General features: G+C 62.0%; 26 protein-coding genes and 2 tRNA genes. 10 read left to right on the top strand and 18 right to left on the bottom strand.

Translation table 11 applies throughout. The features are described 5' to 3' along the window. Nucleotides 1–291: 291 nt before the first annotated feature. From B5525_RS14640 to B5525_RS14610, 7 genes are all read left to right on the top strand, one after another. Nucleotides 292–885: a hypothetical protein gene (locus B5525_RS14640; RefSeq protein WP_079566631.1), complete on the top strand. Its 594-nt coding sequence runs from the start codon at nucleotides 292–294 to the stop codon at nucleotides 883–885. 105 nt (nucleotides 886–990) lie between these two features. Beyond that, nucleotides 991–3,462 (top strand): arylsulfatase, encoded by a 2,472-nt coding sequence (locus B5525_RS14635; protein ID WP_079566630.1) that lies wholly within the window; start codon nucleotides 991–993, stop codon nucleotides 3,460–3,462. A 921-nt stretch (nucleotides 3,463–4,383) separates the two neighbouring features. Then, on the top strand, nucleotides 4,384–5,154 hold the full coding sequence (locus B5525_RS14630; protein WP_079566629.1) for a hypothetical protein: 771 nt from the start codon (nucleotides 4,384–4,386) through the stop codon (nucleotides 5,152–5,154). A gap of 165 nt (nucleotides 5,155–5,319) precedes the next feature. Then, a complete protein-coding gene (locus tag B5525_RS14625; RefSeq protein ID WP_079566628.1) occupies nucleotides 5,320–5,781 on the top strand; it encodes a hypothetical protein in 462 nt (153 codons plus the stop codon). A 33-nt stretch (nucleotides 5,782–5,814) separates the two neighbouring features. Continuing rightward, nucleotides 5,815–7,668: a prohead protease/major capsid protein fusion protein gene (locus B5525_RS14620; RefSeq protein ID WP_079566627.1), complete on the top strand. Its 1,854-nt coding sequence runs from the start codon at nucleotides 5,815–5,817 to the stop codon at nucleotides 7,666–7,668. Nucleotides 7,669–7,874: 206 nt separating this feature from the next. Then, on the top strand, nucleotides 7,875–8,147 hold the full coding sequence (locus B5525_RS14615) for a hypothetical protein (RefSeq protein ID WP_079573372.1): 273 nt from the start codon (nucleotides 7,875–7,877) through the stop codon (nucleotides 8,145–8,147). Further along, the gene (locus tag B5525_RS14610; RefSeq protein ID WP_079566626.1) at nucleotides 8,144–9,319 is read left to right on the top strand and encodes a tyrosine-type recombinase/integrase; all 1,176 of its coding nucleotides are present in this window, start codon (nucleotides 8,144–8,146) and stop codon (nucleotides 9,317–9,319) included. Before B5525_RS14615 ends, B5525_RS14610 begins: the two co-directional genes overlap by 4 nt. Before the next feature lie 66 nt (nucleotides 9,320–9,385). On the opposite strand, the gene B5525_RS14605 is transcribed toward B5525_RS14610, so the two are convergent. From B5525_RS14605 to B5525_RS14560, 10 genes are all read right to left on the bottom strand, one after another. Continuing rightward, a tRNA-Phe gene (locus B5525_RS14605) sits at nucleotides 9,386–9,461 on the bottom strand. Nucleotides 9,462–9,624: 163 nt separating this feature from the next. Next, a complete protein-coding gene (gene yacG / locus B5525_RS14600) occupies nucleotides 9,625–9,843 on the bottom strand; it encodes a DNA gyrase inhibitor YacG (protein ID WP_079566625.1) in 219 nt (72 codons plus the stop codon). Continuing rightward, nucleotides 9,833–10,456 carry a Maf-like protein gene (locus B5525_RS14595; RefSeq protein WP_079566624.1) on the bottom strand — a complete coding sequence of 208 codons (624 nt, stop codon included), beginning with the start codon at nucleotides 10,454–10,456 and terminating at the stop codon, nucleotides 9,833–9,835. The genes yacG and B5525_RS14595 overlap by 11 nt, the downstream gene beginning before the upstream one ends. A gap of 287 nt (nucleotides 10,457–10,743) precedes the next feature. After that, nucleotides 10,744–11,211, bottom strand: a complete 468-nt coding sequence (locus B5525_RS14590; RefSeq protein ID WP_079566623.1) for a low molecular weight phosphatase family protein — start codon at nucleotides 11,209–11,211, stop codon at nucleotides 10,744–10,746. A 6-nt stretch (nucleotides 11,212–11,217) separates the two neighbouring features. Beyond that, a complete protein-coding gene (locus B5525_RS14585) occupies nucleotides 11,218–11,712 on the bottom strand; it encodes a UPF0262 family protein (RefSeq protein WP_079566622.1) in 495 nt (164 codons plus the stop codon). Further along, nucleotides 11,709–13,004 (bottom strand): histidinol dehydrogenase, encoded by a 1,296-nt coding sequence (hisD, locus tag B5525_RS14580; RefSeq protein WP_079573370.1) that lies wholly within the window; start codon nucleotides 13,002–13,004, stop codon nucleotides 11,709–11,711. Before hisD ends, B5525_RS14585 begins: the two co-directional genes overlap by 4 nt. 194 nt (nucleotides 13,005–13,198) lie before the next feature. Further along, nucleotides 13,199–13,654, bottom strand: coding sequence for a DUF2948 family protein (locus B5525_RS14575; protein ID WP_079566621.1), 456 nt, complete (start codon nucleotides 13,652–13,654; stop codon nucleotides 13,199–13,201). An 18-nt stretch (nucleotides 13,655–13,672) separates the two neighbouring features. After that, nucleotides 13,673–14,962 (bottom strand): UDP-N-acetylglucosamine 1-carboxyvinyltransferase, encoded by a 1,290-nt coding sequence (murA, locus tag B5525_RS14570; protein ID WP_079566620.1) that lies wholly within the window; start codon nucleotides 14,960–14,962, stop codon nucleotides 13,673–13,675. 234 nt (nucleotides 14,963–15,196) lie between these two features. Beyond that, nucleotides 15,197–15,856, bottom strand: a complete 660-nt coding sequence (locus B5525_RS14565; RefSeq protein WP_079566619.1) for an epimerase — start codon at nucleotides 15,854–15,856, stop codon at nucleotides 15,197–15,199. 31 nt (nucleotides 15,857–15,887) lie between these two features. Then, on the bottom strand, nucleotides 15,888–16,826 hold the full coding sequence (locus B5525_RS14560) for an SDR family oxidoreductase (RefSeq protein ID WP_079566618.1): 939 nt from the start codon (nucleotides 16,824–16,826) through the stop codon (nucleotides 15,888–15,890). A 101-nt stretch (nucleotides 16,827–16,927) separates the two neighbouring features. Here B5525_RS14560 and B5525_RS14555 point away from each other — a divergent pair, with 101 nt between their 5' ends. After that, on the top strand, nucleotides 16,928–17,566 hold the full coding sequence (locus B5525_RS14555; RefSeq protein ID WP_079566617.1) for a TetR/AcrR family transcriptional regulator: 639 nt from the start codon (nucleotides 16,928–16,930) through the stop codon (nucleotides 17,564–17,566). A gap of 28 nt (nucleotides 17,567–17,594) precedes the next feature. On the opposite strand, the gene B5525_RS14550 is transcribed toward B5525_RS14555, so the two are convergent. The 7 genes from B5525_RS14550 to B5525_RS14520 all read right to left on the bottom strand — a co-directional run bounded on the left by B5525_RS14550 (nucleotide 17,595) and on the right by B5525_RS14520 (nucleotide 22,852). Continuing rightward, nucleotides 17,595–18,419 (bottom strand): alpha/beta fold hydrolase, encoded by an 825-nt coding sequence (locus B5525_RS14550; RefSeq protein WP_079566616.1) that lies wholly within the window; start codon nucleotides 18,417–18,419, stop codon nucleotides 17,595–17,597. A 192-nt stretch (nucleotides 18,420–18,611) separates the two neighbouring features. Beyond that, nucleotides 18,612–19,115, bottom strand: coding sequence for a hypothetical protein (locus tag B5525_RS14545; protein ID WP_079566615.1), 504 nt, complete (start codon nucleotides 19,113–19,115; stop codon nucleotides 18,612–18,614). 138 nt (nucleotides 19,116–19,253) lie between these two features. Continuing rightward, the gene (locus B5525_RS14540) at nucleotides 19,254–20,168 is read right to left on the bottom strand and encodes an alpha/beta fold hydrolase (protein ID WP_425305268.1); all 915 of its coding nucleotides are present in this window, start codon (nucleotides 20,166–20,168) and stop codon (nucleotides 19,254–19,256) included. Nucleotides 20,169–20,207: 39 nt separating this feature from the next. Further along, complete coding sequence (locus tag B5525_RS14535; RefSeq protein WP_079566613.1) at nucleotides 20,208–20,516, bottom strand: UBP-type zinc finger domain-containing protein; 309 nt, start codon at nucleotides 20,514–20,516, stop codon at nucleotides 20,208–20,210. A gap of 6 nt (nucleotides 20,517–20,522) precedes the next feature. Next, entirely contained in the window at nucleotides 20,523–20,831 is a 309-nt protein-coding gene (locus B5525_RS14530) for an EthD family reductase (protein WP_079566612.1), read from the bottom strand. Between the two features lie 42 nt (nucleotides 20,832–20,873). After that, nucleotides 20,874–22,589, bottom strand: coding sequence for an FAD-dependent oxidoreductase (locus B5525_RS14525; protein WP_079566611.1), 1,716 nt, complete (start codon nucleotides 22,587–22,589; stop codon nucleotides 20,874–20,876). 53 nt (nucleotides 22,590–22,642) lie between these two features. Next, a complete protein-coding gene (locus B5525_RS14520; RefSeq protein ID WP_154073224.1) occupies nucleotides 22,643–22,852 on the bottom strand; it encodes a hypothetical protein in 210 nt (69 codons plus the stop codon). Between the two features lie 353 nt (nucleotides 22,853–23,205). On the opposite strand from B5525_RS14520, the gene B5525_RS14510 reads away from it, so the two are divergent. Together B5525_RS14510 and B5525_RS14505 are read left to right on the top strand one after the other, a co-directional pair. Continuing rightward, nucleotides 23,206–23,280, top strand: a tRNA-Thr gene (locus tag B5525_RS14510). 400 nt (nucleotides 23,281–23,680) lie between these two features. Beyond that, nucleotides 23,681–24,103, top strand: coding sequence for a TIGR02300 family protein (locus B5525_RS14505; protein ID WP_079566608.1), 423 nt, complete (start codon nucleotides 23,681–23,683; stop codon nucleotides 24,101–24,103). Between the two features lie 1,014 nt (nucleotides 24,104–25,117). Here B5525_RS14505 and B5525_RS14500 read toward each other — a convergent pair. After that, entirely contained in the window at nucleotides 25,118–25,408 is a 291-nt protein-coding gene (locus tag B5525_RS14500) for a hypothetical protein (protein ID WP_079573369.1), read from the bottom strand. Between the last annotated feature and the right edge of the window lie 79 nt (nucleotides 25,409–25,487).

Genomic DNA, 25,487 nt, shown 5'->3' with positions numbered 1-25,487 from the left:
GCGGTGACATCCGCATGGGCTGCCATCGGCCGCCGGAAGGAGCGCCGAACTTCTGAGCCGGCTTTGTTCAATGTCCGCTTTCCCTCCGATAGCGACCGAATAGCGGACATCGCGCCACGTCCGAAATGTGCCAATAGGCGACAAGAAGGATTGGCTTCGCGCGATGGGGAAGTAGCCCTGCCGGAAACGCATAGTGCGCGAACAAGGTTGGCAGTAGATTCGCCAAAAAGCCTTATCCCAATCATGAACGGTAGGTTTAGACTGGACCAGCAACTTCAACGGGAGTTACATATGTCACTCATCAAGCATCTTCTGGGAGTTCTCGCGGCCTTAGTAGCGGTGTTCCTCGGCTCGAGCGGCATCGCCGGCGCGCAGGACAAGCCTTTGATTTGCGACCAGCAATTTGCACTCTGCACGAGCGCCAACTGCATCCCGGCGCCCGGCAATCCGAAGGTGGCGCTCTGTACCTGCGATGTGTGGGACACCAAGGGTGGGACGATTGGGGTTGCCTCGTGCGACGCCGTCAAGCCGAGCACCGACGCCAATGGCTGGCGCACCGTTTATTCCTATTTCGCGCTCACGCAATCCTATCAGGGCAAACGCGTGATGAAATGCGCCGCCGGAACGCCGTGGGCGGAGTGCCTCAACGCGAAGTGCTCCGTCGACCCTGCCAATCCGTCAAAAGCAATCTGTGCCTGCGAGACTATGTTCCAAACCGGCGAATGGGTCACGTGGGCGGGCAACTGCAACACGCAGAGTTGCAGTAAGGGTTTTTTGAACGGCACCACTCTCGCTGCAGTGTCTCCGGGGATCGATATCTTGACGAAGGACCTCAACCTGAAGAAGTCCCCGGTCAATTATTGCAGTCCGGCCGACGCTCGGTAAAAAGTCGTAGCGTCGTAGTATTTACTCGCACCATGGCGGTCGGCAGTCCGCGAGCAGGCGCTGGCTGCCGGCCCGGGTCAGGGGGCACACATTGAAGGAGGCCACATGCGTATGTCCAGAAACGTCTGCCTTGGTTTGCTGGAAATGCCTGCACCAGGGCCCTTTCTCGCGGCCTTAGTAGCGGCGTTGCTCGGCTCGAGCGGCATCGCCAGCGCGCAGGACAACAAGTTGCTTTGCGACCAGCAATCGGATCGAACTGTTCTGCCGCCGCCCGAGTGCCCGTTCAAGGGCAAGATTGAGACCGCCATGAAGAACTCAACGCAGGACTGGCCGCAGCCGCTCAAGGCCCCGGAAGGTGCTCCCAACGTCCTCATGATCATTGGCGACGACATCGGCTTCGGCACGCCTAGCGCATTCGGCGGACCGGTGAATACGCCGGTTTTCGATCGGATCGCGAAGGAAGGATTGCGCTACACCGATTTTCATACGAGCGCCGTTTGCGCCGCGTCGCGGGCTGCTTTCCTCACGGGGCGCAACGGCCATTCCGTGGGCTTTGGCTTCATCCCGGATGGCGCTGTCGGATTCCCGGGTTATAACTCCATGATCCCGCCCAGCGCAGCAAGCGTGCTCGAAATCCTGCGCATGAACGGTTACGCCACCGCCTGGATCGGCAAGGCCGACAACACCCCCGTCAGCGAAGTCACCCCGGCTGGCCCGTTTGATCAGTGGCCGACCCAAGGAGCCGAGTATTTTTATGGCTTTTTCGGAGCGGGAACGACCCAATACTACACTCCGCTTTGGCGCAACCAAACGCCGGTAAGGCCGCCCAGAACGCCGGAAGAAGGCTACATCTTCGACAACGACATGGCCAACGAGGCGATCGGCTGGATTGTGCGGCAAAAATCAACCCATCCCGACAAGCCGTGGATCATGTATTACGCCCCGACTTCAGCCAAGCCGCCGATCGCCTCGCCAAAGGAGTTCAGCGACAGATACCGCGGCAAGTTCGATGACGGGTATGACAAGCTACGCGAGCGCATCGTGGCGCGGCAGCTGGAAATGGGGATTGTGCCCCCCGGCACGAGACCTGCGCCGGGACCCGACACCATACCAGCTTGGGACAAGCTCGGCGACATCGACAAGAAGGTTGGCACCCGCATGATGGAAGTCTTCAGCGGCGCGGTCGAGCACATTGATTTCCAGATCGGGCGCGTCATCGAAGCGATTGACCAATTGGGTGACTTGGACAACACGCTAATCATCTACGTCATTGGCGACAACGGCCCGACTCCCGAAGGCGGTATGCACGGCGTGATGAACAAGCTGACCTACACCAACGGCGTCCCGGAGTCGCTTGACGAAGTCGCGAAACATCTGGAAGAATTCGGCGGCCCGAACTCCATGGGCGGCATTCCTGCTGCCTGGGCCTTCGCCACAAGCGGTCCATACAGCTATGGCAAAATGGTGACCTCGGGGGGCGGTTGCAGCACCGCAGTTGCGGTTTCCTGGCCGGCGCGCATCAAGGACAAGGGCGCTATGCGCCCGCAGTTCACCCATCTCGTTGACATCGTCCCGACCATCCTGGAAGCCGCCGGTGTGCCCGCGCCGAAGGTTGTCAATGGTGTCGTCCAGAAACCGATGGAAGGCGTAAGCATGACCTACACGTTCGACGATGCACAGGCGATGGACCGTCACACGACTCAGCACTTCGAGCTTACCGGCTCGCGTGCCATCTACCACGACCGCTGGTGGGCTGGCACACGCCATGGCTTGGACGGCACAACCGTGATCCAAGCCAAGCCGATCGCACCTTTCGACGAGGACATCTGGGAGCTCTCCGATCGGAGGATCGATTTCAGCCTCGCCACCAACCTCGCGGCCAAGTATCCGGAAAAGCTCAAAGAACTGCAGGCGCTCTTCGAGGAAGAGGCACGCAAATACAACGTCTATCCGATGGCTAACAACGGTATTGAAATGTATGAGACCGGTACGCGGCCGAGGCTTGTCGCCGGCGATAAGGCAACCTATGGCCCAGGCACTATCCGGCTCCCGGAGGAAGGAGTCATCGACATCAAGAACCGGTCGTTCTCCATTATTGCCGAGGTCGAAAACCCGGACGGCAAAGCCGAAGGCATGATCGTGACCGAGGGCGGGATGACCGGCGGCTACGCGCTCTTGGTTCAGAATGGCAAGCCAACCTTCATCTACAACTGGCTCGCGTATGAGCGTTACACGATCGCCTCTCCCAATCCACTGCCCAAAGGCAAGAGCACGATTCAGCTGGACTTCGCCTACGACGGCAGCGGCTTGGGCAAGGGCGGCGTGGCCACGCTCTCCGTCAACAACAGGAAAGTGGCAGAAGGGCGCGTCGCTCACACAGTGCCAATTCTCTTCTCGTTTGGCGACACATTTGATGTGGGCGAGGACTGGAGCACACCGGTGTCGCCAACCTACAAGGTGCCGTTCAAGTTCACGGGAAACATCAAGTCGGTGACGATCGAAGCCAAGCAGGGAAATCTGAGTGCAGAGGATGTGAACAACCTCCATAAAATGCAACTCGATGGCGTACACGATTAGCCAGCAGTGAACGCCCGTGGGTCGCCATGACACGGCGAGCCACTCGAACGGGCCGCCCACACATCGGACTGCCATCGGTGTTGCTCACGAGGCAGAGAAAAACGGAGATGGAGCACTGGTGGTGTTGGACCGTCATCGTCGCGTGGATTGATGTCCCCTGCGCAGGGGGTGATCGCGACTGACCCAACAGCAAGTCGGTCCATGTCCGCTATGCGTTTTCGGCAGGAACGCAACATTGCGTTCTATGTCCGAGTTGGGTCAAACCCGGAAATGCTCCTAAGGAACCCATGTTTTCCGCTTTTGCCCCGATAGGAGACATTCACCGGCATGGCCGACACCCGCGTGAAAGTTCAGAACGCTCGTTAATGCGTTCCAATCCTCTGGCTCGCCGGCCACTGCATCGGCCGGCTCGACGGGCCGATCGATGTTAGCTCCGACGTATCCACGGCCCCCTTAAACGTAATTTTGCGCGCGCCGGTGTCGCTTTTGTATCGTACGAAACAACCGTGCCATCGGCGCGTGCCGCAAGACGAATCCGGCGCGCACGTATTCGCTCATCCGATCGAAATCGGTGCTTTCGTTTGCGAAGATTGAGCAGCAGCATCCGCACCAAAATGCGAAAAACCACTGCGGCGCAGGCCTAACTCGCAAAAATTGACGGGGTGCGTTGACCGGAAGGGAATTCGTGAGGTATCTCACGGCCAGTGATGTAAATGGCGCTACAAAGGAAATCCCACCTTAGCTGCGATCCGGCTCCTAGACGAAAAGTGCGAGAAACCCCTGCGGCACAGGCCTAACTCGCAAGAATTGACCGGGTTCATTGACCGGAAGGAAATTCGTGGGGTATCTCACGGCAAGTGATGTAAATGGCGCTACAAAGGAAAGCCGATCCCATCCGGCGGGCGCTTGAGGCGACACCTTATGAAAAAACGGATCGACATCGAAAAGCTGTTGCGTTGGGCAATCCGCGATGAGTTGCCGAAGGGCCGGCCGGTCTCTGCCGACATCGGATTTGCGATCGGCCGACGCTTGCGCCAGCGCGCTTTTAGCATTGCCCGCAACCTCGATCACCGGCCCGAGGTTGACTCGCTCGGCTATGTGCCGGGCTCGCCGCATGAGGATGCGGAGAGGGTTTCGGATTCGATTGCTCGTTTGCCGACATCGGTTCCGATCGCAAGCGAGCATGATGCGCGGCATCTGTTCGGCGATCTCTCCGGCATCGCCGAGGCATCGATCCCGTCGCTCATGGTGTCGTCGTTCAATCAGCAAGCCCTCGTGATCTCGCATGCGTCGATAGGCACGCGGCCGAACTGGAAATTCGCCTATCCATCGCCCTATCAGATGTTTGCGCCGACGGCGGGCGCCGGGCGGCCGCGCGCGATCGTGTATGGCATCGACGCCGACGGCGATCTCGTCGAGTTGAAACGCAATGAAGGCCGCGCGCGCAAACGCGATGGTGAATATACGCTCGCGATGTCGCCGCGCTCGCCGCTCGATTGGCAACAGCCGGCGCCGCTTCACATTGGCGAATGCCGCGCTGAATATGTTGCTTGGCATTCCGCGCTGGCTTCGCTGGCCGCCGATCTTACCGGCAAACTTGCCGAGTTTGAGCCGGTCACGCCAATCGCTCCGGCGATGCCATGGATCACTGGCGAGGCGCCGGTGTCGCGCATACTAGAACGCGCCGCTTGACGTAGGTGGGATGCCACCACAAAAGCTTTTGAAAACAAAAGACCCGCCCTCGCCGGCGGGTTTTTGTTTGCCCGCATGGCTCCGCGCAACCCGGTTGCGACGGGGCTTTTTTTTGGCCACTCGGCCGAGCTTCTCACACATGAGAGAAAATAGGAGACACTAAAAATGCTGACAGAATACTCACCGCACGCGACCGCCTACGCGGCGCGCTGCAAACCGGACACCCTTCGCGACTGGCGCCGGCTGGGGTTTTTCAAGGGCCTCGGCGAACGCAAGGGCAAGGGCCACCTATTCACCCAGTCCGACGTGGCGCGGATCGCGGTTGCCTCTTTCATCGCCCGGAATGGCGCAAGCCTTCGTGAAGCGTTCGAAATCGTCGGCGAGCGCGGCTGGACGATCGATGCGGTTGCCGCCGGCGAGCGCAATGCTCCGGGCGCCGGCGACGACTATTACCTTTCTTTCGTGGTCAATCCGGATTGCAGTTTTCCTGAGAGCATCACCGGCGCACCTGTATCGGTCATTCAATTCGATACCGAGCCGACCGGCGTCCTGCAAGTGAACGTCTCCAAGGTTATTCGATCGGCATTGGAACGCCTCAACACCTACGAACAGAACGCCGACACCTGACTTTTCAGGCGTTCTCACTAGGAAAAATCCAAAATGACAGAACAATCAACGCGCGGGCAATCGCCGGCGGAATTCTTTACGCGCCGCGCACCGTTTCGCGCGGCGTCTTTCGATCCCGAATCCGGGACATTTTCCGCCGTCATCGCGACGGAAACACCCGTTGCCCGGCGCGATCCGGTCGAGGGTGAATATCTGGAAATTCTTTCGCTTAAGCCGTCGGCGGTCCGCCTCGATCGGCTCAAATCCGGCGCCGCGCCAGTCCTGGACTCGCATCGCGCTGGTTCGATGAAAGATCAGATCGGCAACGTCACGGCGGCTCGCATCGAGGCGCCGGGGCAATTGGTCGCCGAGGCACGGCTATCGGCTCGCGACGACGTGAAGCCGATCGCCGCCGATCTTGCGGCGGGGACGCCGCCAAACGTCTCCGTTGGCTATCGCGTCTACGCCAGCAGCGAAAGCCGCGACGCGGAGGGCCGACTCGTGATCGTGCGCACGGACTGGGAACCCTTCGAAATGTCCTTCGTCCCGATCCCGGCCGATCCAGCCACTCACGTCCGAAGTCAACAGAAAGGAACTACAATGCCTACCTCGAATACCAACACCGAAACCATCACCCGCGCCATGTCTGATACCGAAGTTCACGAGGCTTACGGCTTGACCGTGCGGCACGGCTTGGCGCCGGATTTTGCCCGACAGCATATCGATGCGGGCGCATCGCTGGATGCGTTCCGTGGCCTCATTCTTGACAGGCAGGCCGCCGACGCCGCTCGCATTTCGATCAATTCGCGATCGGACTCCACCTTCGACAATCCGGATTTTCTGGCGCAGTCGATCGAGGGCGCGCTGTTCGCCCGCATGACCGGCACGCGGCCGGAAGGTGCGGCGGCGGAATTGATGGGACGCACCATGCTCGACATGGGGGCGATGCTGCTCCAGCAGCGCGGCGAGCGGCCAAACTGGAATAACCGCGAACGGCTGGCGGCGCAGATTTTTACGCGCGCCGGCGATCTCAGCACGAGCGATTTTCCGAACTTGCTCTTGAGCACGGGCAATCGCGTTCTCAATCAGGCGTACGTTGTCGCGAAGTCGCCTTTGCTGTCTCTGGCCAAGCGCCGCGATGCGGTTGATTTTCGAACCCTCTATTCGATCAAACTCAGCGAAGCGCCGAGGTTGGCCGAAGTCAAAGAAGGCGGCGAGGTGAAGCACGGCGCAAGGTCGGAGTCGGTCGAGAGTTTCAAACTCAAGACCTACGCGAGGATTTTTTCGCTGACGCGGCAAGCGATCATCAATGACGACCTCGGCGCATTTGCCGATGCGTCCGCCGCGTTCGGCCGGGGCGCCGCGCAAACCGAGGCGGAATTGCTTGTGAGCCTTCTCACCGCCAATTCCGGCAACGGCGCCAACCTCACCGATGGCAGCCCGCTCTACGGCACCGGCGCCAATCGGGGAAACAAGGCAGCGACCGGCGCCGCGATCGGCGTCGATACCCTCGGCGCCGCGCGTCAAGCGCTCCGCGAAATGAAGGATATCGATGGCATCACGCCGATCAACGCGACGCCCCGGCATTTGGTGGTCGGGCCGTCATTGGAAACCACGGCAGAGCAATTCCTCCACACGATCTCGGCGGTGGATTCGACCAAGGTCAACCCGTTCGCCGGCGCTCTGACCCTGCATGTCGATCCCCGGCTGACCGACAACTCTTGGCGATTGTTCGCGGACCCGGCCGAGGTGGCGACGATCCTCGTCGCGTATTTGAACGGCGCCGACGGCCCGATGGTCGAGACGAAATTGGGCTGGGACGTCTTGGGCGTCGAGGTTCGCGCCGTGCTCGACTTCGGCTGTGGACTGAACGACTACCGTGGTTCGTACTTGAACCCCGGCCAATAACACTTCTACCGCGAGCAAGCGCGGGGGCTTTTTTCTCTTTCAGCCCCCGCATCCATGAGGGTGTCGCGCGGCCCACCCAATAGCGAAAGCTGTCCTCCCCGCTTGCTCGCGCAAGGTGCATGGGGGCCAAGGACGGCAAGGCCCCACTTTTTTTTAGAAACCCCGCCCTCGCCGGCGGGGTTTTTTGTTCCCTTGGACGGTTCGCCATGCTCGACAAAAGACACGCGCGGCGTGGGGATATTCTTCCCGCGTCGCTTGCTCCTATTGGTTTGTCGCGCGAATGCGCGGCGGCATATATCGGAGTCGGGACCACCTTGTTTGACGAGATGGTCACCGATGGCCGCATGCCGCCGCCTCGACTGCTCGGCGGAAGAACGGTATGGGATACTGAGGAACTTTACTTGGCGTTCAAGGCGCTGCCCCATCGTGGCCAACAGGCCACTAAGAGCGACGTGCCTGACTGGAGTAAAATGTCGTGAAGATCAGATTGCGGGACGGGAGCGGAACGATCGACCTCAAGTACCTCTACGAGGACGTTGACCGCTACGGCAATGTGCGAATTTATTTCCGCCGCAAGGGAGCTCGAAAAGTTTGCCTCAAGCAGCCGATCGGCTCCGCTGAATTTATCGCCGAATACAAGCAGGCGTTCGCTGGCAAGGCATTGGAGGTGGCCCCTTCGCAAGGCTTGATTCGCGCGCGCGCGAATGCCGGAACGCTGCGATGGTTAATCGAGCGATACTACGACGAGAGCGAGGATTTTTCCTTGTTGGATACGCGGACCAAACACGTTCGCAAGATGGTGCTGGACGCAATTTGCAGCGAGCCGTTCAGCGATGAAAACCCAACTTTGATGGGATCGATGGATTTCGCCGGCATGCCGCCGCTTGCCGTGCGGCGATTGCGCGACCGAAAGAAGGGCGCGCCCGAGGCCGGCAACAGCCGCGTGAAGGCGCTGCGTCAGGTTTTTAAATTCGGGATCGCTGCACAGTATTGCCAGCACAACCCGGCGCGCGAGGTTTCTTACATCAAAACGGGTTCGCAAGGTTTCCACGCTTGGGACATCGGGGAGGTTCGGCAATTCGAGGCGGCGCATCCCGTAGGAACGAAGGCGCGCCTTGCGCTGGCGCTGCTTTTGTTTCTTGGCGCCCGCCGTTCGGACGTTGTGCAGTTCGGCAAGCAACACGTTCGCGCCGCCGAGCATATGCCGCCGGCGTTGCGCGATGTTCATGCCGGCCGATGGCTCCAATACACGCAGCACAAGAATCGAAAAAAGAAACCTGTGACTCTTACGCTGCCGATCCTGCCCGAACTTGAAGAAATCCTAGGCGCGTCGCCGCTCGGTGATTTGACGTGGTTGGTAACGGCTTTCGGGAACGGCTTCACGTCCGCCGGCTTTGGCAACTGGTTTCGCGATCAGTGCAACAAGGCCGGCTTGCGCCATTGTTCCGCGCACGGCCTGCGAAAGGCCGGTGCGACGATTGCCGCCGACAACGGCGCGTCGGGTCATACGCTCATGGCAATCTTTGGATGGTCAACACTGAAACAGGCCGAACTTTACACCCGGTCAGCCGACCAAAAACGCCTCGCGGCGAGCGGTATGCACCTCATCGGGGCGGGGCAAAAAACGAACAAAAGTGCCCAACAATCATAGGACCGAACGTCCGTTGGGCATTTTTGGCTGCTAAGGCTTTGATTTCTTTGCATCGGCTTGAGCAGATGGTGCCCAGGGGCGGGATCGAACCACCGACACTGCGATTTTCAGTCGCATGCTCTACCAACTGAGCTACCTGGGCATTCCCTCGCCCACGGGGGGTTGGGAGCGGGGGTTTATAGTCAGGCCGGGCAGCCATGTCCACCATGCTTCGCCTTCGGCTTCGCATGGCGCGGCCCGGCTTCAGCTGGCGGTCCGGCGCGACGCTCAAAGGGCACTAACCGCCGGAAAACACGGGAATATCGCTATTCGCCGCCGTCTTCGTCCTCGTCCTTGCTGCCGGGAATCGCATAGGAGCCCGACAGCCAGCGGTTCAGATCGACATCTCGGCAGCGCTCGGAACAAAAGGGGTGCGACGCCTCGGTGGCGGGCTTGCCGCAGATCGGGCACTTCTTCTTGACCGGCCCTCTTCCCTTTGGCCCCTTTTTGGCCGGCCCGGGCTTCCCTGGTGACTTAGCTGGCATTCAACCAGCCGAAGCGGATCGGGAAACCTTCGCCGCCGAGCAGCGAAATCGATTCGTACAGCGGCAGCCCCACGACATTGCTGTAGGAACCGACCAGCTTAACCACGAACGATCCGGCGATGCCCTGGATGGCGTATCCGCCGGCCTTGCCGCGCCATTCGCCGGAACCGACATAGGCCTGAATATCGTCCTCGCTGAGGCGCTTGAATCGCACCCGGGTCTCGATCAGACGCTGGCGGAAGGCTTCCTTCGGCGTCACCAGGCAGATCGCGGTGTAGACGCGGTGGTTGCGGCCCGACAACAGCCGCAGGCATTGCGAGGCCTCGTCGACCAGATTGGCTTTCGGCAGGATGCGGCGGCCGACCGCAACCACGGTGTCGGCGGCCAGAATGAAGGCGCCGCGCAATTCGTCATCGAGCTGCACCGATTTCAGCGCGGCGTCCGCCTTGGCGCGCGCCAGCCGGTTGGCGCAGGCGCGCGGCAACTCGCCCCGCCTCGGGGTTTCGTCGACATCGGCCGGACGCAGCGCATCCGGCTCGATGCCGGCCTGGTTGAGCAGCGCCAGCCGGCGAGGCGAACCGGAAGCAAGAACGATTTTGGGGCGGCCTAGCATGCGGGATTTGTCGGCGGGAGGAAGGGGCGAGAATGCGCGCGGAACCTATCGGAAGGGATGCGTCGAGACAACCGCGCAGGTATCCCGCCGCTGCGAAAATGCGCGCGTTTAATCACATCATTCCGGGGCGATGCCAACGGGTCCGGCCTCTGGCCGGCCCGATGACAGGCTCCGCATCGAACCCGGAATCTCGAGATTCCCCGATGTGCAAGGGCACATCTGAGGTCTGGTCCTTCGGACCATCCCGGAATGACGCGTGTTTGTCATTCGGTCTTCATCGCCGGCCATCACCCGCTCGCCGCCCCGGACCTGGAAAACCGCCGGCGAATCCGCATCGACAGCGTGTCGCAGACCTCGCGATAGGCCGCCAGCTTCTGCTCGCGGTTGCCATCGGCGCCGGTCGGATCCTGCGTCGGCCAGTATTCGACCTCGGCCGCGTGCGTGCGCGTCAGTTCCAAGGCCCTGTGGTGCGCCTCCGGCGACAGGGTGATGATGAGATCGAAATTGAGCCCTTCCCAGTCGTCGAGTTCCTCGAAGGTGATCGGCTTGTGGGTGGAAATATCCTGGCCCAGTTCCGCCATCACCGCGACCGCGAACGGATCGAGTTCGCCCTTCCTGACGCCGGCGGACTTCACGTAGAGCGCCTTCGGAAACATGTGCTGCAGCAGGCTTTCCGCTATCGGCGAGCGCACGCTGTTCAGGCCGCATGCGAACAGCACGGCCTGCGGAACGCGCGCACGGGAAGGCGCGTCCATGGGAGTTTAACCCTTCCAGTGCAAGACGCAGATCAGCGTGAACAGCCGGCGGGCGGTCTCGAAATCGACCCGCACCTTGCCCTTCAAACGCTCCTGCAGCGTGCGCGAGCCTTCGTCGTGGATGCCGCGGCGGCCCATGTCGATGGCCTCGATCTTGTCCGGCGTCGCGGTGCGGATCGCCTGATAATAGCTGTCGCAGATCATGAAATAGTCTTTCACGATTCCGCGGAACGGCGTCAGCGACAGCAGATGCACCACCACCGGCGCGCCGTCCTCGCGGCGGATATCGAACATCAGCCGGTTGCCGGTGATGCCGATATGCAGCGTGAACGGCCCCTCGCCGGCACCTTCCGGCGCGAACAGGTTCTGCTCGATCAAATCGTAGATCGCGATCGCGCGCTCATGCTCGATGTCGGGGCCGGAACGACCGATCGATTCCTCATCGAGCGTCACCGCGACGATGCGATGGTTGGCGTCCTCGTCTCGCGGCGGTTTGGTCATGTCAAATTGAGGCGCAATCCGACCGAGCGGGCGTGCGCATCGAGGCCTTCGGCCTTGCCGAGCGTCATCGCCGCTCCCCCCAGCGCGCGCAGCTGGTCCGGGCCGCATTTCAGGATCGAGGTCCGTTTCATGAAGTCGAGCACGCCGAGCCCTGACGAGAACCGCGCGGAACGTGCGGTCGGCAGCACGTGGTTGGAGCCGCCGACGTAATCGCCGATCGCCTCCGGGGTATGCTGACCGATGAAGATCGCGCCGGCATTGCGGATTTTCGCGGCCAGGCTTTCCGGGTCGGCGGTCATGATTTCCAGATGTTCGGCGGCGATCGCATCCGCAAGCGGCACCGCCTGGTCGAGCTGTTTTACCAGGATGACCGCGCCGAAATCGTTCCACGAGGCCCGCGCGATGTCCGCCCGCGGCAGGGTCGCAAGCTGCGACTGCAGCGCGCGTTCGACCTCGTCGGCCAGCGCAGCACTATCGGTGATCAGGATCGACTGCGCGTTGACGTCGTGCTCGGCCTGCGCCAAGAGATCGGCGGCGATCCAGCCGGCATTGCCGGTGTCATCTGATATCACCAGCACTTCGGAGGGACCGGCGATCATGTCGATACCGACCTTGCCGAACACCTGCCGCTTGGCGGCGGCGACGTAGGCGTTGCCGGGGCCGACGATCTTTGCAACCGGCGCAATGGTCGCGGTGCCATAAGCCAGCGCCGCCACCGCCTGCGCTCCGCCGACGCGGTAGATCTCGGAGACGCCGCCGAGCCGCGCCGCCGCCAGCACCAGCGGGTTGAGCTTGCCGTCCGGCGACGGCACCACCATCACCACGCGGCCAACGCCGGCGACCCTGGCCGGCACCGCATTCATCAGCACCGAGGACGGATAGGCGGCGGTGCCGCCGGGAACGTAGAGACCGACCGATTCGATCGCGCTCCAGCGCCAGCCGAGCTCGACGCCGAGCGCGTCGGTGAAGCGATCGTCCTTCGGCAGTTGCCGCTGGTGAAACACCTCGATCCGGTCGCGGGCGAATTTCAGCGCGTCGACGGTGTTGGCGTCGCAGGCCTTCACCGCGGCGTCGATTTCGGCCGTCGTGACCCGCAGGGCATCCGCCTCGAGGTCGAGCCGGTCGAACTTCTTGGTCGCCTCGATCAGCGCTGCATCGCCCCGCTTGGCCACGTCGTCGACAATGGCACGGGTGGCCAGTTCGATATCGGCTGACACCTCACGCTTCATCGCGAGAAAATCAGCGAATCTCCTGGCAAAATCGGCGCTGCTGGCTTCGAGGCGAACGGGCATGATGGCTTTCCGGGCGGGGTCTGGTTCGAAGGCCCCCCGCTCAATGGCGCGGCGGCCATTGGCCGTCAACCCTTTGCTTTCCGAGATTATTCCGTCATTCCGGGATGGTCCGCAGGACCAGACCCGGAATCTCGAGATTCCGGGTTCAGGCTTCGCATGCCCCGGAATGACGTTCTATATCAAAGGCACAGGAATCACGCGCCCAAGCCGGAGGACTCGGCGTCTTCGCCGAGGCCGCTTGTCCCGAGATCGTCGGCGCCGAGGTCGGTCAGCTGGCATTCCAGGCATTCGACGTCCAGCCGCAACGCCCCGCCATGGTTGAACAGCAGCACCGCGCTGCCGCTCGGGGTGTCGCCGGGATAAAACTCGATTCCGAGCAGCTCCAGCCCGGTCTCCGGCCTCCCCAGATCGATATTGCGCGACTTGCACGACAGCACCCGGTCAAACCGCAATGCCGCGATCAGCCGGCGCGGCGAGGTTTCTCCCGACAGCGTCTGCTCCCAGTCCAGCCGGCTCATGCCGACCACCAGCCGCTTTTCGCGCTGCCGCCAGATGATGTCGGCGGTCTGCACCAGGGCGTCCTGGACATGCGCTGAGATGACAGCCAGATCGTCGGCATCGAGCGCGATCAATTTGAGCTGGGCCGTCACTGATGGCTCCCCGAAAACCTATCCGCTGATGCGCTCGATGGTGGCGCCGCAGGCCGACAATTTGTCCTCCAGCCGCTCGAAGCCGCGGTCGAGATGGTAGACACGATTGACCATGGTCTCGCCCTCGGCGGCAAGCCCCGCGATGACCAGCGACACCGAGGCGCGCAAATCCGTCGCCATCACGGGCGCGCCGCGCAATTGCGCGATGCCGTCGATGGTCGCGGTCTCGCCGTCGAGACTGATCCGCGCGCCGAACCGCGCCAGCTCCTGCACATGCATGAAGCGGTTTTCGAAAATCGTTTCGGTGATGTGCGAACTTCCCTTGGCGCAGGCCATCAGCGCCATCAGCTGCGCCTGCAGATCGGTCGGAAAGCCCGGGAATGGCGCGGTCGAGACCTTTACCGGGTTGATGCCGACGCCGTTGCGGGCGACGCGAATGCCTTCGTTGTTGGGGGTGATCACCGCGCCGGCCTGGGTCAGCACGTCGAGCGCCGATTGCAGCAGTTCCGGCCGTGCGCCGGCCAGTTGCACATCACCGCCGGTCATCGCCACCGCCATCGCGTAGGTGCCGGTCTCGATCCGATCCGGCAGCACGGTGTGGCGTGCGCCGTGAAGCTTGGTTACCCCTTCAACGACAATGCGCGGCGTGCCGGCGCCGCTGACGCGCGCGCCCATCTTGTTGAGGCAGTCGGCGACGTCAGCAATTTCCGGCTCGCAGGCGGCATTGGTGATAACCGTCGTCCCTTTTGCCAGGGTCGCCGCCATCAGGGCGACGTGGGTGCCGCTGACGGTGACCTTTGGGAAATCGATCGCCGCGCCCTTGAGGCCGCCAGGCGCTTTGGCCACCACATAGCCGCCATCGATGGTGAGTTCGGCGCCGAATTTTTCCAGCGCCATGATCAGGAGATCGACCGGCCTTGTGCCGATGGCGCAGCCGCCCGGCAGCGACACCTTTGCCACATGCATTCGCGTCAATAGCGGTGCGATCACCCAGAAGCTGGCGCGCATCCGCGACACCAGCTCGTAAGGAGCCGTCGTGTCGATGATGTCGGCGGCCGAAATGTGCAGGGTCTGTCCCTGGTACTCCCGATCGCCGGGGCGCTTGCCGGCCGACATGATGTCGACGCCGTGATTGCCGAGAATCCGCTGCAGCTGGGCGACGTCGGCCAGCCGCGGCACGTTGTCGAGGATCAGGGTTTCCTCGGTCAACAGGGCTGCGATCATCAGAGGCAGTGCGGCATTCTTCGCGCCCGAGATCGGGATGGTGCCATTGAGCTTGCTGCCACCCACGATGCGAATGCGATCCATGCCGATCCCCGATTTTGGCTAGATATAAAGTATAGAGCGAACGAGCCCCGTATGGCAAAAGCGTGAAATTTGCGGCTATTTGATGGGGTTACCGGTCATTCCGGGGCAGGCATCGATATCAATCGTCGTTCCGGAGCGGTGCGAAGCACCGAACCCGGAATCTCGAAATTCCCCGATGTGCAATAGCACATCTGAGGTCTGGTCCTTCGGACCATCCCGGAATGACGGTGAAGCCTAGAGCGAGTTGATATCCTCGCTCTCCAGCACCGGCCGGGCAAAACCGTTCCGCGCCACCTTGATCATGGCGCGGCCGACCTGCTCGGTGGTGGTCATATATTTCGGCGCCACGCGATTGAGCAGCGACAACAACGGCGCCGCCACGACATAGATCGCCTGAACCCATGCGGTCTTGGAGCGGATACCGTGCAGCGGCTGGATGCCGGCGGGCCGGAACATATAGGCGGCCCTGAACGGCAGCTTGAGCAGATCATTCTCGGTCTTGCCCTTGACCCGCGCCCACATCAGCCTGCCTTTTTCGCTCGAATCGGTGCCGCGGCCGGTAACGTAGACGAACACCATCTGCGGATTCAGTCTTGCAAGCGTTCTCGCCGCGGCAAGCGTGATGTCGTAGGTCAGCTGCCGGTAGCGTTCCTCGTTCATGCCGACCGAGGAAACGCCGAGACAGAAGAAGCAGGCGTCGTAGCCTATGAGCCTGGATTCGATCGCCGAATAATCCAGAAAATTGTCATGGACGATTTCGCGCAGCTTTGCGTGCTGCTGGTCGGTCGGGCTGCGTCCGACCACCAGCACGCTTTCGACCTCCGCGTCGAGCAGGCATTCGCGCAACGCGCCCTGCCCGACCATGCCGGTGGCGCCGAACAGGATGACCTTCATTCGATTTTCCATCTCGCGTTGGGTTGCAGGTTCAAGCGGCGACCGCGACCTGATCGAACGATACACCGGTCAGAACCGCGGAGACATCCCACAGCCGTGCCGCCACCGCGGCGTCTTTCGCCCTCGGCATGATCTTCGCCGGCTCCGGCGGCCCCTTCAATTCGTAAAACCAGTTCGGGCCGTAATAGCCGCCAGGCTGCGCTTCCGGCGAGGTCGCGGCAAACAGCGTAGGCAGCGCGCCGGCGGCGGCGGATTGACTGGCAAAGGGCTGAAGGATCTTGCCGAGTTGCCCCATCAAACCCCGGGCGCCCGGACCGTTGGCGATCAGATCGGTCAGCGCATAGCCGGGATGTGCGGCATTGCTCAGCAACCCCCAGCCGGCGGCATTGCTGCGCCGCTGAAGTTCGAGAGCGAACATCAGCATCGCCAGCTTCGACTGGCAGTAGGCCTTGAAGGGGTTATAGGACTTCGCACCTTGCAGATCGTCAAAATCGATCGCGCCTGAGCGATGCGCCAGGCTGGAGAGGTTGACTACGCGAGGCTGGTTGCCGCGACGAAGCAACGGAAGCAGATGGGCTGTGAGCGCATAATGGCCGAGATAGTTGGTGCCGAACTGCATTTCGAAGCCGTCGGCCGTAGTCTGGCGCTGCGGCAGTGCCATCACGCCGGCATTGTTGATGAGCAGATCGAGCGAGGTATGGGCGGTGGCGAAGCGCGCGGCGAAATCGGCCACGGACGCAAGGTTCGCGAGGTCAAGCGTTTCGTAGGTTATCGTGGCCTCGGGAAAGCGGCCGCGAATTCGCTCGATCGCACTCCGCCCCTTGGCGTCGTTACGGCCGCTAAGCACCACGGTCGCGCCGGCGCCCGCGAGCGCCAGCGCCGCTTCATAGCCGAGGCCGCCGGTGGCGCCGGTAATCACGGCGGTCCTGCCGTTCTGGGGCGGAATGTCTGCGATGGTCCAGCCGGTCATGCTTATATCTCCTGCGCTCGAATCGTTTGCGGGATCAGCCCCGCCGCGCTAAATGTGCACTAAGTGCAAATTTGCAAGAGGTGTAAAACAAGGCATGAACAGTGATCGCCCGCAAACAGCGTAAGCCACTGATATCAAAATCCAAAACCGCTGCCGCCAAGGCGGCACCCGGCCTGCGGGAACGCAAGCGGCAACAGACGCGCGAGCGGCTGACCCGGGCGGCGATGGCGCTGTTCCTCGAACGCGGGTTTGAAGCGACCACGCTCGACGACATCGCGGCCGCCGCCGACATTTCGCGCCGCAGCTTCTTCCACTATTTCGACTCGAAAGAAGATGTGGTTTTCGCGTGGCACGAGGAAATCACGGCGGCGCTGGTTGCCGAGATCGCAGTCCGGCCCGCCGGCGAATCCATGCTCGCCGCCGCGGAGAACGCGATTGCCGCGATGGTGAGGCAGATCGAACCCGGCGAAGCGATCGCGATGGCGCGGCTCAAGCGCGACAATCCCGCCCTGCAGGCGCGCGACCAGGTCAAATACGAACAGCTGGAGCGCGCGCTGGCGGAAGCGCTGGCCAGGCGCGCGGTTCATAAAGCGGAAAAACTCGACGCGCGGCTGGTTGCCATGATCGCAACCGGCGCGATGCGGATCGGCGGCGAACTCTGGGCGACCGAAGGCGCGCGCGAAAAACCGGAAGCGCTGGTGAAGCGAACATTCGCCGCGATGCGGGCGATCCTCGACTGATCGCCCGCGTGCAGCGAGATTGCCGGGCCTACCCCTTGATGAAGGCGAGCAGGTCGGCGTTGATGGTGGCCGCTTCGGTAGTGGGCATGCCGTGCGGAAAACCCTTGTAGGTCTTCAGCGTGCCGTTCTTCAAAAGCTTGGCCGACAACGGCCCGGCGGCGATATAGGGCACGATCTGATCGTCTTCGCTGTGCATCACCAGCACCGGCACGGTGATCTTCTTGAGGTCTTCGGTGAAATCGGTCTGCGAGAAGGCGACGATGCCGTCGTAATGGGCCTTGGCGCCGCCCATCATGCCCTGGCGCCACCAATTCTGGATGGTGGCCTCCGAAGCCTTGGCGCCCGGCTTGTTGTAATTATAGAACGGACCCGCGGCGACGTCGCGATAGAATTGCGAGCGATTGGCCGCGAGCGCGGTCTGGAATCCGTCGAAGACGTCCTTGGGAAGACCGTTGGGATTGGCCGGTGTCTTGACCATCAGCGGCGGCACCGCACTGATGATGGCCGCCTTCACCACCCGGCTCTCGCCGTGGCGTGCCAGATAGTGCACTACTTCGCCGCCGCCGGTGGAATGGCCGACGTGAATGGCTTTCTTCAGATCGAGATGCGCCGTCACAGCCGCAAGGTCGTCCGCATAATGATCCATGTCATGGCCGTCGGCGGTCTGGCTGGACCGGCCGTGGCCGCGGCGGTCATGGGCAATCACCCGATAGCCGTGATTGAGGAAGAACAGCAGCTGCGCGTCCCAGTCATCGGCCGAGAGTGGCCAGCCATGCGAGAACACCATCGGCTGGCCGCTGCCCCAGTCCTTGTAATAGATCTCAATGCCGTCCTTTGTGGTGATCGTTGGCATGGCAGAACTCCTTTTTGAGATAACCTCGTCGTTCCCCGGCGCGCCCCTGCGCCGCCGGGAATTTCGGATGGTGTTGATAGAGGTTCCGGGGCCGGCGCTCCAAGTCGGCTGTTGCCGACTTGGACACTTATTTGGCCGAACTCGGGTAGACCCAGGTTCGATGCACCGCCCCCGAATGACGGGAACTGATTATCAGGCGTAAGCCGGCATCGGGCGGTACCGCCGCATCGCGCCGATGATCACGACGACGAAGAACAGCAGCACGATTCCCTGGATCACGGCGAATGCCGGCCCGGACGGCGGGTTGCCCGGCGCCAGCACGGTCAGCGCCGGTATCTTAAGGAAGCTCTGGATCACCAGCACGAACACGTTGAAGTAAAGCGAGATCATCGCGGTCAGCACATAGATCCAGCGCCATGGGCCGGAAAGCTTCATGCCGTAGAGCGCGATGCAGGCGATCGCCAGCAGCACCAGCGAAAGAATGCCGATCATGTGCGATGGCAGCAGCTTCTCGAACGGAAACAGAAAGCCGGTGGCGCTGGTCAGTATCGTGAACAGCAGGAAGATGCCGGTGAGACCCGGCATCGGATTCGAGCCGAGCAGTCCGAACATGACGATGATGCCCGCGACAATGGCGATCAGACTGATGATCACGTGAACGGTGGTGAAGACAGACAAACTCATACCCAGGATCATGACATTCCCCCTTTTAAACCAGCCCGGATGCTACGATCCTCGATCGATAATTTCCATTCAAGCGTTCGTGCAGTAACACATGGCGCCTGATTGGCTTTCCGTTTCGCGGGGTTTTTGCCGAATCGCCCGGTCGAGCGGCTAGCGATTGAGGAATTCAACTAGTTTCGGGATCACCTGGTTCGGCGCCTCTTCCATCAGCCAATGCCCTGATCCCTGGACGAGTATGCCCTCGACATTGGTCGCGACCATCTTGCCCTGCTCGATCAGGAACGGACCGCCGGCCTTTTCGCCCGACAGCACCAGCACCGGCATCGTCAATTGGGTTTTTGCAAATTGCGCGAAATCCTCGGCGTCCTTCGGAAAGGCGCGGAAGACTTCCATCCCGGCCGCCATGTGTCCGGGCTGCGCATAGGCCTTCGCATAGAATTGGCGATCGCTTTCCGACAGCGATTTGTTCGGGTCGGCGGCGAAATCATTCCAGAAATGGTCGAGGTAAATCCGCTCTCGCCCCGTCACCAGCGCCAGCGGCGTCTTGCCGTAGAAGTGGAAATGCCAGAGATCGCGCAGCAGGAAGACGCTGTTCCAGTCGCCGACGCCGGGCAGGAAAGCTTCCATCAGCACCAGCCGATCGACTTCGCTGGGATATTGCGCCGCATAGGCATAGGCGACCATCAGCCCGATATCGTGGCCGACCAGCCGGATGCGGTCGTAGTTCAGGCCTTTCACCAGCGCGTGGATGTCCCGCGCCATCGCCGCCTTGGTGTAGCCGTCCGGCGGCGCGGACGACTCGCCGAAACCGCGCAGATCCGGCGCGATCACAGTATGTTTGTCAGCCAGCTTTGCGATCAGCGGCAGCCACATGTGGCTGGTTTCGGCATAGCCGTGCAGCAGCACGACGGGATCGCCGCGGCCAGCGATGAGATAATGCAGCCTGACGCCGTTGACGTCGGCGAATTTGCCCTGCGGCGCCTGCGCGAAGGCCTTGCCAGGATAGAGCAGGGCAACCACCAGCAATAGCGCGATGCAGATGACGAAACGGGGGAGTCTGACCACGCATGGCATTCATAATTCCTGGGTTCTTAAAAACTGGATTCAGTAATAGCGAGGGATCGGACCGTTGTGGGGCGTTTTCCGGTCCGACAGATCGAACAGCACTTCATCGACATAGCACCAGCCCCAGCCTTCCGGCGGATCGTAGCCCTCGATGACCGGGTGCTGCGTGGCGTGGAAATGCTTGGTGGCGTGCCGGTTGGGTGAATCGTCGCAGCAGCCGACGTGGCCGCAGGTGCGGCAGATCCGCAAATGCAGCCACTCGCTGCCGCTCTTGAGGCACTCCTCGCAGCCGAGCGCGCTCGGCTGCACGTTGCGGATGCCGGCAATATGGGTACAGCCCTTTGCCATCCCGGTTCATACCTCCTTCGCGTCGAAGAACAGGATATCGGCGCCGCCGGTGGCAAATTTGGGGACATCCGCCGCGGTGGCCTTGCCCTCAGCGCTGCCGAAGGCGCTCTGGACCGCGGCCACGCTGTCAAAGGTCAGTGTCGCGATCAGATAGATGCCGGACGGCCCGGCGGCCGACACGACCGGCCCCTGGCTGACCTGGTATTTTCGCAAGCCCGGCAGCTTCTTGGCGAGCGGAATGTGGGTCTCGGCATAATATTTGTCGAATGCAGCCGGATCGTTCGGCGTCTTGTACAACACGACGACGTCAGCCATAGCGTTCCTCCCTTTTTATAGACAGCCTTTTTGGCGTGCTTACTATAGTGCAGGTTTCGCAACGTCGCCTAGAAAGCCGTGCAGCGCCGCCACCACCTGCGCGCCCTCGCCGATCGCGCCGCCGACCCGCTTGACCGAGCCCGAGCGGACGTCGCCGACCGCGAACACGCCGGGCACCGAGGTCTCCAGTTGCGCCACCAGCCGCCCCTGATTCTGTTCCGACTGCGCGCCGGTGACGACAAAGCCACCGCGATCGACCGTGACGCCGCAGCCCTCGAGCCAATCGGTGGCGGGATCGGCGCCGACGAACAGGAACACATTGCGGACATCAGCGGCATGATCGTCGCCGCCGAGACGGCTGCGCCATCGCACCCGCTGCAGCAATCCGTCTTCCGTACCCTCGAGTGCCACCAGTTCGGTGTTGAATATCAGCTCGATGTTCGGCGTGGCCTCGATGCGCTCGATCAGATAGCGCGACATGCTGGCGCCAAGACCGCCGCCGCGGATGATCATGTAGATCTTGCGGGCATGGCCCGACAGAAATACCGCGGCCTGGCCTGCGGAGTTGCCGCCGCCGACCAGCACGATCTCCTGCTCAGCGCACAGCCGCGCCTCGATCGGCGAGGCCCAGTACCAGACGCCGCGGCCTTCGAATTTATCGAGGTTTTCGATCTCCGGCCGCCGGTAGCGCGCGCCGCTCGCCACCACGATCGCTCGCGCGCGTACCTTGTCGCCGCTATCAAGCGCCAGCGCAAAGGTGCCCTCGGTTCGCGTGCAATCGAGCGACTTCGCCGCCATCGGAATCATGATATCGGCGCCGAATTTCTGGGCTTGGGAGAAGGCACGGCCGGCCAGCGCCTGCCCCGAGATGCCGGTGGGGAAGCCGAGATAGTTCTCGATGCGCGCGCTGGCGCCGGCCTGGCCGCCATAGGCGCGCGCGTCCAGCACCACCACGGATAGCCCCTCCGAGGCGGCATAGACGGCGGTCGCAAGACCGGCCGGCCCGCAGCCGACGATCGCCGCATCGTAGATCCGGCCGCCAGTGGGACCGCCGATCATGCCGAGTGCGCGGGCGAGTTCGGATTCAGTGGGATTGCGAAGCACGGAGCCATTGACCATCACCACCAGCGGCCAGTCCGACGGCGACGGTGAGTAGCGCGCGATGAGTTCGGCGGCGTCGTTATCGCTGTCCTTGTCGAGCAGATGATGCGGAATGCCGTTGCGGGTGAGAAAGCTCTGCAGCCGGATGACGCCGCTGGAATTCGACGGTCCGATCAGCACGGGTCCGCCGACCCCGCCCTGGATCAGACTGACCCGGCGCAGAATCAGCGCGCGCATGATGCGCTCGCCGAGATCGGCTTCGGCGACCAATAGCGCGCGCAATCGTTCCGGCGGAATCAGAAGCGTCTCGACGTCGCCTTCGGCGTGGCCGTCGACCAGCGCGACGCGGCCCGAAAGCTGGCCGATCTCGGCGAGAAACTGTCCCGGTCCCTGGTCGATGATGGGCGTGACGTGACCGAGACCGTCGCGCTGGGTGATCGCGACTTGGCCGGACAGCAACACGAACATGCCGGGGCCGGGCTTGCCGGTTTCGAACAGCATTTCGCCGTTCGCGTAATGGCGCACTTCGCCGAACCGGCGCATGCGCGCGATCTCCGGCGGCGCGAGAGTGGGAAAGGTCTGGTCGAGGCGCGGAAACGCGCTTGCCAGCAATGCGCTGCCGTCGGTCTTGTTTCCAGTCGCGGGGGTCACAGCCATCTCCGTCTCATGTCGCAAGAAGCTAGCAAAACCTGCCGCGCGGCCGAACCCGGCTATTCGCCCGGCTTTTTGCCGCTGCCGCCATGGGGTGCGGCGCCTTCACCATGGGAAGGCGCCGGCGCGATGTCGCCCCGCCCCCGCGTCTGCGATTTTCGTCGCTTGAGGTTTTCGCGCAACGCATCCTTCAGCCGGTCCCGTTTTGCATCTTTTTTCGCCAAATGGCGTCCCCGGCCATCAGCTGTATCGCCGTCATCCGTCATCATGGACCCGTTCGAATGCGTCTCGCCTCACGCCGTCATTGTCCGGATATATCGTGTTCCGCTCGCCGACAATCGCCTAACCGCAAGGTCGGCTGCGACTTTGCCGATCCTACGCGCGGCGCCGTGGTTTTTCGAAAATTTTCACCCGCACGGACGCTTGCCGCCGGTCCCCGACCAAATCGGGAACTGGATCGGCCCGCAATCGCGCCAATGAAGCCTGCTTCCGGCCTGCCGGGCTGATTTTGGCCGTTTTGGGTGCCCCGCCGGCAGTTCGCGCGCTTGCGCGAGCAGGAGGCTTGTGGCAAGGATCGGCCCGCCTGTAGGGGCCGTTTCGGCCGATTCTCTGATCCGGGCATGCTGCCGTAGCTCAGTGGTAGAGCACTCCATTGGTAATGGAGAGGTCGACAGTTCAATCCTGTCTGGCAGCACCACTACAAAATCAATGACTTAGCTGCCATTTTCCAAAATACCGTTACCGCTGTTTGGCGCCCGGGGCAGCATTTGGGGCAGCAGCGGGCGAATCCGCTCTCCAAGCCCTGATCCGCGCGCGGAAACGGCCCAAAACCGTAGGTGAGAATCGGTCCCGGCCTAACCCCGCCGCCCCTTGGCCCCGGCAAACCGCGCGCACGGGCCGCGCTGGGCGGCCTAGCGGGCCTTAATGGCCACCGGGAGGGACCCAAATGCCGCTGGTTTACCGCCACAACGCCCCCTGGGGCGCGCGGCGTCACGCGGGCCATCCGTCTTTCGCAGAGCGCTATTGACAGCGGCGCGCTGCGCGCCAACTAGCCAAGTGAAGCACCATTTTTCGAAAAATTCTCAAGGATTGCACACGTGGCCAAATCCGATCTCGGAACCAAACGGATTTGCCCGACGACGGGTAAAAAATTCTACGACCTCAACAAGAATCCGGTGATCTCGCCCTATACCGGCGAGGTCGTGCGGATCGCGCCGATCGCGCCGATCCCGCCGCCCCGGACCCGCGCTGACGCTGCAGGGCGTGCCGCAGCTGCCGCCGCTGCCGAAGCAACGCCGGAGCCCGTCGAGGCTGAAGAGTTGGTGCCGCTCGACGAAGCCGACGCCGAGGAGAACACCGGCAAGGTCAAGGCCGTCGTTCCCGAATCGGATGAGGATATCGAGATCGACGAAGACGACGATGATGACGATGATGACGATTCCACCATCATCGCCGACGAGGAAGAAGGCGACGAGGACTTCACCGACATCATCGGCGATCACAAGGAGAAGGAGACTTGAGATCAACCCTGAACTGTGTTCAGGGTTTTGCCCCGCGCCCCCCAAGCCGCGCGGAAGGTCCAAGGGGCCATAGCTCAGCTGGGAGAGCGCTTGCATGGCAAGAGGTCATGGGCAGGATTCAAAGCACGGTCCCGCCTTGGGCTTAAGAGGGGGCAGGTAAGGCAGGACCGCGCCCGAGCCACGAACCACGGAGGTGACGTCGCCCAACGATGATAACGGGGACATTGCGAAGCGGTTCCCGGCTGCGATGAAATCGTAGCAGTACTCGTGAAAGCGTTCCCGGATCGCAGAGAGGACAGCATGCGCAAGACCGTTCGCATTCAGGCCAACACGAACTGCACCTCGAAGGACCGCGATGAGAAGCTATTACCGCCGGGTCGCAAGTAGCGGCCAGCAACATCTGTGAATCTCCGGATCGTGCTAGTTCGCTGCCAATGCATCGTTAGGACAGCAGCACTGGCTTGAAGAGCATCGCCGCCAGTCACACATCACAAAGCATCGGGGATCGTTGGCCCGACACACTGGCAACGCAACAGCCGCCTAATTTTGGCGGTGCGTCCAAACAAGAAGAGGCACCGCGTTCGAGCACCGCTCGACGCAGCGCACCTCCACGTAAACGCAACGGGCACGAGCCGTCGAGGGAAGCCTTGGCGGCTTTTGCGTGTGTGTGTGTGAAATCCCCGCTCATTATTGATCGTCACGCCCCTGCCGCAAGCCGTGATATGCTTTAACGCAAAGCAGGGAGAATAGCGGTGACGCGGACGACCATGCCAGAGGAACCGGAGGACTGATCATGTTCGGAACGATGGAGCCATGGGGCTACGGCGGATATGGACAATTTCACATGGTCATCTGGATCATTCTCGCCATTGCCGCTGTGGCCGGGGTGGTCTGGCGCCTCTGGCTCCTACGATCAGGTTCTTCGTGATGCGCGCTGGATTGTCCGACGTTAGCCAAGGTAACCTCGCGCAGCTCACTGCGACGGCCTGTCGGTTGGTCGTCGTCGGGCGCTAATCATCGATCCCGCGCCAACTTCCTCTGTCCCCAATGCGTGTCCTTCCGCGACGAGTTAAACTCTCGTTCGACGTGACGATTGAGCGCTCGCATCACGCCTATCCGGGCGAACATCGTCGGGCCGCCGCTCTCGGCAACCAGCAGGAGCGCTTCCATCGCGGCCTGCCATTCGGCGGCATCGTGTTCCGCCTTGGGGAGCTTCATTATGTAGGTTGCGGCGTCGCGGAGGGTGACCAGCCTCTTGCCCTTAGGCAATTCGAGTGGATCGAAAAAACTCTTATTCCATGACACGACTTTAGCCTCGCTTAAGTGTTTTTGTCTTCCAGTCACCTGTTGATTAGGAAGAAAAATGCTTCACGCGCATCACGTT

Source organism: Bradyrhizobium erythrophlei, assembly GCF_900129505.1.
Taxonomy (GTDB): Bacteria; Pseudomonadota; Alphaproteobacteria; order Rhizobiales; family Xanthobacteraceae; genus Bradyrhizobium; species Bradyrhizobium erythrophlei_D.
This window is presented reverse-complemented; position numbering and strand designations above follow the sequence as displayed.

Bases quoted from the DNA above. Each gene is read 5' to 3' on its own strand.
- B5525_RS14640 (WP_079566631.1), top strand. From the start codon at position 292: ATGTCACTCATCAAGCATCTTCTGGGAGTTCTCGCGGCCTTAGTAGCG.
- B5525_RS14635 (WP_079566630.1), top strand. From the start codon at position 991: ATGCGTATGTCCAGAAACGTCTGCCTTGGTTTGCTGGAAATGCCTGCA.
- B5525_RS14630 (WP_079566629.1), top strand. From the start codon at position 4,384: ATGAAAAAACGGATCGACATCGAAAAGCTGTTGCGTTGGGCAATCCGC.
- B5525_RS14625 (WP_079566628.1), top strand. From the start codon at position 5,320: ATGCTGACAGAATACTCACCGCACGCGACCGCCTACGCGGCGCGCTGC.
- B5525_RS14620 (WP_079566627.1), top strand. From the start codon at position 5,815: ATGACAGAACAATCAACGCGCGGGCAATCGCCGGCGGAATTCTTTACG.
- B5525_RS14615 (WP_079573372.1), top strand. From the start codon at position 7,875: ATGCTCGACAAAAGACACGCGCGGCGTGGGGATATTCTTCCCGCGTCG.
- yacG (WP_079566625.1), bottom strand. From the start codon at position 9,843: ATGCCAGCTAAGTCACCAGGGAAGCCCGGGCCGGCCAAAAAGGGGCCA.
- B5525_RS14595 (WP_079566624.1), bottom strand. From the start codon at position 10,456: ATGCTAGGCCGCCCCAAAATCGTTCTTGCTTCCGGTTCGCCTCGCCGG.
- B5525_RS14590 (WP_079566623.1), bottom strand. From the start codon at position 11,211: ATGGACGCGCCTTCCCGTGCGCGCGTTCCGCAGGCCGTGCTGTTCGCA.
- B5525_RS14585 (WP_079566622.1), bottom strand. From the start codon at position 11,712: ATGACCAAACCGCCGCGAGACGAGGACGCCAACCATCGCATCGTCGCG.
- hisD (WP_079573370.1), bottom strand. From the start codon at position 13,004: ATGCCCGTTCGCCTCGAAGCCAGCAGCGCCGATTTTGCCAGGAGATTC.
- murA (WP_079566620.1), bottom strand. From the start codon at position 14,962: ATGGATCGCATTCGCATCGTGGGTGGCAGCAAGCTCAATGGCACCATC.
- B5525_RS14565 (WP_079566619.1), bottom strand. From the start codon at position 15,856: ATGAAGGTCATCCTGTTCGGCGCCACCGGCATGGTCGGGCAGGGCGCG.
- B5525_RS14560 (WP_079566618.1), bottom strand. From the start codon at position 16,826: ATGACCGGCTGGACCATCGCAGACATTCCGCCCCAGAACGGCAGGACC.
- B5525_RS14550 (WP_079566616.1), bottom strand. From the start codon at position 18,419: ATGCCAACGATCACCACAAAGGACGGCATTGAGATCTATTACAAGGAC.
- B5525_RS14545 (WP_079566615.1), bottom strand. From the start codon at position 19,115: ATGATCCTGGGTATGAGTTTGTCTGTCTTCACCACCGTTCACGTGATC.
- B5525_RS14535 (WP_079566613.1), bottom strand. From the start codon at position 20,516: ATGGCAAAGGGCTGTACCCATATTGCCGGCATCCGCAACGTGCAGCCG.
- B5525_RS14530 (WP_079566612.1), bottom strand. From the start codon at position 20,831: ATGGCTGACGTCGTCGTGTTGTACAAGACGCCGAACGATCCGGCTGCA.
- B5525_RS14525 (WP_079566611.1), bottom strand. From the start codon at position 22,589: ATGGCTGTGACCCCCGCGACTGGAAACAAGACCGACGGCAGCGCATTG.
- B5525_RS14520 (WP_154073224.1), bottom strand. From the start codon at position 22,852: ATGATGACGGATGACGGCGATACAGCTGATGGCCGGGGACGCCATTTG.